The organism is Actinomadura soli, assembly GCF_005889715.1.
Taxonomy (GTDB): Bacteria; Actinomycetota; Actinomycetes; order Streptosporangiales; family Streptosporangiaceae; genus Spirillospora; species Spirillospora soli.
Genome location: NZ_VCKW01000371.1, coordinates 1 through 6056, shown reverse-complemented (window position 1 = coordinate 6056; position 6056 = coordinate 1). Strand labels below are relative to the sequence as shown.

6 protein-coding genes and 1 pseudogene are annotated in these 6056 nt (G+C 64.6%); 3 read left to right on the top strand and 4 right to left on the bottom strand.

Going from position 1 to position 6056, the window contains the following annotated elements:
* Window positions 1-86: 86 nt before the first annotated feature.
* From ETD83_RS38370 to ETD83_RS38360, 3 genes and pseudogenes are all read right to left on the bottom strand, one after another.
* Window positions 87-1436 (bottom strand): tyrosine-type recombinase/integrase, encoded by a 1350-nt coding sequence (locus ETD83_RS38370; protein WP_138650101.1) that lies wholly within the window; start codon window positions 1434-1436, stop codon window positions 87-89.
* Window positions 1436-1615, bottom strand: coding sequence for a helix-turn-helix domain-containing protein (locus tag ETD83_RS38365; protein ID WP_138650100.1), 180 nt, complete (start codon window positions 1613-1615; stop codon window positions 1436-1438). Before ETD83_RS38365 ends, ETD83_RS38370 begins: the two co-directional genes overlap by 1 nt.
* Window positions 1612-2418 (bottom strand): annotated as a pseudogene (locus ETD83_RS38360) (replication initiator). The gene ETD83_RS38365 and the pseudogene ETD83_RS38360 overlap by 4 nt, the downstream one beginning before the upstream one ends.
* Window positions 2419-2447: 29 nt before the next feature.
* Here ETD83_RS38360 and ETD83_RS38355 point away from each other — a divergent pair.
* A complete protein-coding gene (locus ETD83_RS38355; RefSeq protein ID WP_138650099.1) occupies window positions 2448-2792 on the top strand; it encodes a hypothetical protein in 345 nt (114 codons plus the stop codon).
* Between the two features lie 987 nt (window positions 2793-3779).
* Window positions 3780-4031 (top strand): DUF7662 domain-containing protein, encoded by a 252-nt coding sequence (locus tag ETD83_RS38350; protein WP_138650098.1) that lies wholly within the window; start codon window positions 3780-3782, stop codon window positions 4029-4031.
* A gap of 97 nt (window positions 4032-4128) precedes the next feature.
* On the opposite strand, the gene ETD83_RS38345 is transcribed toward ETD83_RS38350, so the two are convergent.
* Window positions 4129-4668, bottom strand: a complete 540-nt coding sequence (locus ETD83_RS38345) for a tyrosine-type recombinase/integrase (RefSeq protein WP_230421471.1) — start codon at window positions 4666-4668, stop codon at window positions 4129-4131.
* An 826-nt stretch (window positions 4669-5494) separates the two neighbouring features.
* On the opposite strand from ETD83_RS38345, the gene ETD83_RS38340 reads away from it, so the two are divergent.
* Window positions 5495-5947 carry a hypothetical protein gene (locus ETD83_RS38340; protein WP_138650097.1) on the top strand — a complete coding sequence of 151 codons (453 nt, stop codon included), beginning with the start codon at window positions 5495-5497 and terminating at the stop codon, window positions 5945-5947.
* Window positions 5948-6056 lie beyond the last annotated feature (109 nt).

The following is a 6056-nucleotide window of genomic DNA, read 5'->3' as shown; positions in this document are numbered from 1 at the left end:
CCCCTGCCCACCCTCTCAACCAGCCAAAAGGCCCGGAACCGACCACGGTCCCGGGCCTTTTGACGGCAACCCTGACGGCAACGCCCTCAGCCGAGCGCATCCCCCAGCTTCCGCAGCGCCACCCGTTTGTCATCGAGCGATGTGTGGGCGTAAATCGTCATGGTCACCTCGATATCGCTGTGCCCGACGACGTCCCGGACGATGTGCGGCGGGACGCCGAGGGCCAGGAGCAGCGAGATGCACGTGTGCCGCATGTCGTGGAACCGCATCGACTTCAGCCCCGCCGCTTCCCGAATACGGCCCCAGCTACGGCGAAGGTTGTCCGGCTCCATGGGGGTGCCGAGGCGGGACGGAAAGACGAGCCCGTGGTCCTGCCAATTCGGCCAGGCGTCCGCCCGCTCGTTATCCTGGCGGACCCGGTGCTCGCACAGAGCCGTGATGCACAGGTCCGGGAGCGGGACCGTGCGCTTGGAGTCATCGGTCTTGGGAGGGACGAACCGCAGCGCTCCCCCGACCCGTTGAAGCGTCTGGACAACTTCCAGAGTCGCCGACTCGATACCGCTCTCTCTGCACCGCCCGCACGCCTCGCCGTCGAGCGTGCCGCCCTCCCCGCCGCAGGCCCGGCAGCCGACGAGCCGCACGTCTTCCCAGCGCAGCCCGAGCAGCTCCCCGCGGCGCAGGCCGAGGCAGAGCGCGAGGACGTAGAGCGCGTAGAGCCGTTCGTTCTGGGCGGCCTTGAGGACCTCGCGCGCCTGGTCGACCGTGAGCCCCCGATTGACCCCGTATTTGGGCGTGGAGACCGTGACGAGCTTAGCCACGTTGCGCGGGATGATTTCCTCGCGGACGGCCGTCTGCAGGGCGTTGCGCAGGACCGCGTGAACGTACTGAACCATGCGCGACGACAGCCGGGACTCACAGCACTTCCCGCCCTTGAGGGCGCAGCAGCGCGGCACCTCGCGGGAGGCGTCCCATCCGTTGCAGCAGCACTGGCACGCCTCCCGGATGCGGGTCAGGGCCAGGCGCACGTCACGAGCCGTGAGCTTTCCGAGCCGCTTCTTGCCAAGCTCAGGAAACAGGTGCCGGCGGACCGCGCTCTCGTACCCCTGATAGGTCTTCGGCCGCCGCTCGATCTGGACGACTTGCGTCAGCCAGTACGCGAGGTACTCCGCCACCGTCCAACTCTCGGAGGACACCGGGATGCCCTGGTCGGCCTGCTCCAGAAGCTTCGTCAGCTTCTTGCGCGCATCCTCATGCGACCGGGCATAGCCCTGAACCCGTTTGAGCGTGCCCGCCGTGGTGGGGACGTACGCGGCGAAGCCGTACCGGCCGTCCTTACGGACCCAGATGCTTCCCTCGCCGTTCCCCCGCCTGCGCCTGCTTTTGCGCGATCGGCGGCGCTCCGGCTCGTCAGGTGAGGCGAGTGCAGTGGCATTCATCAGGCAGCAACCTCCGAGAGCTGGTCGAGGCATTCGGCGAGGGCGTTGGCGGGGACGAGACGACGGCGGCCGATCTTGACCGTGCGGAGCTGGTTGGTGCGGATGAGGTTGTAGAGCGTCCAGCGGCTCACTCGGAGCCGTTCGGCCGCTTCATCGACGGTGAGAACCAGATCGGTCACGCAGGACTCCCTGAAGGAAGGGCAGAAGGGTGCAGGAACGGCAGGGGTTTGCCGGTGAGGGCAGCGGTCAGGAGCGCCTCACCTGGGGTTAGCCCTTGACCGAGGTAACGCCAGTGGGAAAGAACGAGAACCTCGTCTTCCTCGAAGAGCGGGAGGCGACCCGTGGTGGTCTCGTGTTCGCGGCGGTTGTGTTCGATCCGGTCGGCTCGGAGGCGGCCGAGGGTGACCGAGTAGCGGCGGGATTTGGTGGAGAAGTGGCCGCGGAAGCCGAGCATGTGTGCCCATTCGGCCAGCCGCAGGCCCGCGTATTCGTCGAGCGCACTCAAGCGCAGGCATTCGGCGATCAGCCGCCGGGCGTGCCCGAACACGGGCAGGTCGGCCGGGTCATCGGTGGGGCGTATGCGGCGGTCGAGGGTGCCGACGCATTCGGCCGCTTTGGTGGCGTATTTGGCGATGTAGCCCGCGACCGCGGTATCGGTCAGGTCTCCGGTGGTGGTGATCGGCCGGATGTCGATCTGTGTGCCCCACACGTGGTCTTTGGCTGGGACATCGCCCGCTGCCGGGGTCGACACTGTGACCGCCCCGGCCGCGTGGTGCACGGCCGCGTTGAGGAGGTCGAGGGTGGCTCAGGAGGGCGGGGCGGCGGTCGGGCCGCCGGGTCCGTCGAAGCGGATGACGGCGTGAAAGTGCACCAGGCCGCGCCGCTGGTATTCGGCGACCTTGGCGAACGAGACCGTGAGTGCCTCGCGCAGATCCGAGACCCGTAGACCGGCCGACCGTGCGATGTAGCGGCGGAACGCCAGGGTGAACCACCGGCGAGTACCGCTCCCTGATGAACGCCGCCTACGGCAACGTCGACTGCGGCGTCTCCATCATCCTGGCCGCCCCCTTCGTCACCGAGCTCAACAACCCGAGCTGGCTCCCACGCCTCACCCACCGATGCCAGGCCAAGGGCGTGGACGTGACCTCCATCTGGGTCCACAGCGACATCGACACCATGCACGAATACATCGAACTCCGCGACGCCTGGAAACTCGCCAACTGGGACGCCTACACCAGCACCCTCACCCCCGACGACCCACCCGACGCTGCCCACCTCACCATCGACAACCGCCTAGGCGCAGCCGTAAGCCTCGCCGACCAAACCCGCCGAGCCCTCACCAGACTCATGGCATAACCACAGGTCAGCGACGTCCAGCTCGCGCCCGATGAGAACTTTCTCTACGTCTTTAAAGGCGCCCGCTACGCGGCCGCCGGGGCCAGCCCGAGACGGCGGGCGTGCGGCCTCTCCGGGCCGATCCCGCCGTCTCGCGCTGCCCCTGGCGAACAGGGAGCCCGACTCAAGAGAGTGCAAGCGACCGGGGCCTCTCTGGGGCGTTTCAGACGTGCCCGCCGTCGAGATCGGTCTTGATCGTTTCAGCGACACGCCGAGGGCTCGTGCACTACCGGAGGCTTGCTGCAATCGCGCTCCATGTACGGCCGCCCATGCGCCATCCAGCCAGCGGCTTTACCATGGGGTCCTCATCGTCCCTACGAGGGTTCGCGACGCGAAGTAGCGGACGTTCTCTCCGTACTCCTTCACGTCCTCATCGCCCCTACGAGGGTTCGCAACGCAGATCCCGCTTAGCGTGGTCTCTCGGTCGCAGGGGAGTCCTCATCGCCCCCTACGAGGGTTCACAAAGCCGCCGGCGCCCTACCGGCCGGACCCATCCAGAAGTCCTCATCGCCCCTACGAGGGTTTCGCAACCTGAGGGGTCGGCACGGCCCGGGCCCGGCTCGGGGGTCCTCATCGCCCCTGAGAGGGATCACAAAACCAGGTCCGGAGGCGAGCCGGAAGTCGCTTGGGCGGGCTCGAACCAGAGGGCTGCGCCGCCCCCTGGACCCCCGCGAGCCGGGGCACTCGTTCGCGCGAAACTGTCTGTCACAGCTTGTGCGCCGTTCGCGCGAACGAGCACCCCGGACCGGTTGCGGTCGGTGCGAGTGCTAACGGTAGTGGTAGCAACGACCCTGGATGATCTTGGACCCCTGTGGACGTTCGGGAGGGTGCGGCGCTGGTCAGTGGGTCTTTACGGACATGCCTGGACTTGTCTGATCTTGCTTGTAACCAGACGGCATGGGACGCGACCGGGCTGACAGGCGAGGACCTGTCGCCCATGATGGAGCCGTGGTCCGGCGAGAGCAGTACGAGCGGTTAGAGCGCCATCTTCGGTCAGAAGGCCGCCAGCGCATCGAGATGACGTTCGCGGAGGTCTCAGCGGTGATCGGCGCCGCTCTCCCCCGCAGCGCTTTTAGCTACCAAGCCTGGTGGGCCACCGACCCGAAGCACACCCAAGCGGTTTGGCTCGATGCTGGTTACCAGGCCCGGCCCAACCTCACCGCACAGCGTGTGACGTTCACGAAGACCGCCGACGGGTGACAGCAACGGTGACAGCAACAGCGGCACACGACCCCGATCAGCGGCACACCTCACCCACCGTCCAACCTCGGTCGACTCCCGCCCGGCAGGAGCGTTGCTATAGCTGAAAAGCGGAAGGTCGGCGGTTCGACCCCGCCCCTGCCCACTCTCGTGACCAGCCAAAGGCCCGGAACCAACCACGGTTCCGGGCCTTTTGACGACAGTTCTGACGACAACGTCCCGAGCCGAGGGCATCCCCCAGCTTCCGAAGTGCCGCGCGTTTCTCGTCGAAGGCCGCGTGAGCGTAGATCGTCATCGTGACTTCAATATCGCCGTGTCCGACGATCTCTCGCACGATGTGCGGCGGTACGCCGAGATCCAGGAGCAGCGAGACGCAGGTGTGCCGCATGTCGTGCAACCGCATCGAGCCGAGGCCCGCAGCAGCGCGGATACGGCCCCAGCTACGGCGGAGGTTGTCCGGCTTCATGGGAGTGCCAAGGCGGGACGGGAAGACGAGCCCGTGATCCTGCCAGCGCGGCCAGACGTCGGCTCGTTCCGCGTCCTGCTTCACCCGGTGCTCGCAGAGCGCCGTGACACACAGGTCCGGCAGTGGGATGGTTTGCGTTGAATCGTCGGTCTCGGGCGGGACGAACCGCAACTCTTACGCGATGGCCTACGGGGAAATAGACAAAGCTTTCACGTCTTTAATTGCCGCAGATGCCTTTGTCGATATCGTCGACAATATTCGATCAAGGGACGCGGCACATCCATGTGACAATCCCCGGTGCTGAAGGTTCCGCGCACTGGAGCTATGGGCCGAGTTCATCGCAGTGCGCGATCTACAAGACGACCTTGCAAGCGGAGGGGCGTTGGCCAGCGGATGCTCCCGGCTGAGAGCTAGCTGTACAGCATGGAAGTACAGCAACAGCCCCTCACGATGGCTTACGTGATCTTACGGCGGCACATGTCACGAGCTGGGTGAGGGCGTGACGGGCCAGAGTGCCGGTGGTTCACATCCAGGTGGTTACTGGTTCGGCGTCTGCTTCTTCGAGGGCTCGGGGACATCATCCGGTCTTGATGGGATGCGCTGTTGCTCTGGATGCGGAAGTTGCACATGAGGTAATGCTGATTGAAGTGACCCACATGATGAGTTTGTGTGTAATTCTGCATTGTGATCAATCGATGGTCGGTCGCATCATCCGCTCATGGCGCGCTGCCGGGCGAGAACTGATCGCGGCACTCTCTGCAAGAATCCGGTGAAGAAGGCTGGTCAACGATGTCGGCACCACCAGGGGATGTCGGAAGCCGGGCCGAAACCATCTAAAGCGAGAAGTCCGCGTAGGAGAACCTATACTTCTCAGCCGCCCCGTCGCCAAGCACCGCCAACTCGAAGGCCGAGCAGTGCTATCGCCAATCAGAGTGTCGGTCGGGCGCAGGAAGAGCGCCAGCGAAGGGTGCGGGAAACTGCCAATTCGTGTAACAGGGTGATTTCTGGCGCATGGCAAGATGCTGTCACACATCGTGCCAATCAATATGTCTCTGAAGATACTTGGCTTCAGGTGACTTCCCGTCGTCGTCACAGGAAATGCACTCTTTTGGCGGAGATGGCTTCGGCTATCTTCAATGGCAAGGATGCGATTCATGGCTTTGTGGGTTCCGTCGCTGGCGAAGTCGCATTTCTCTTCGGTGCCGGCAGGGTAGTCAAGACTTTCGCTCAGGAGTTGGCCTCAAGACTTCCATTGCCTATGGACACCGAACTAGTAGCCGTTGCTCGTGCCCTACAAGTAACCGGTGTGCTCTTGTGTTCTTTGAATGGCGATGATCTTACTAGGTGTCGGTGCTTCATCGATCTGGCTCTTACGGAGACTAAGGAGAACGCAGGAAACCTGCTGACGGCTGCCATGAATGATTGGGTGAATCTAAAAGCTGTCACGTAACTCGTCCATGAAATGGGTGATGCCGACTGGCCGCCGGTTGGTGTGTGTCAGCCGGTGGCGGCGAGGTTGTGCAGGTAGGCGATCCCGGCCGCAGTGTCGTGGAGGGTGC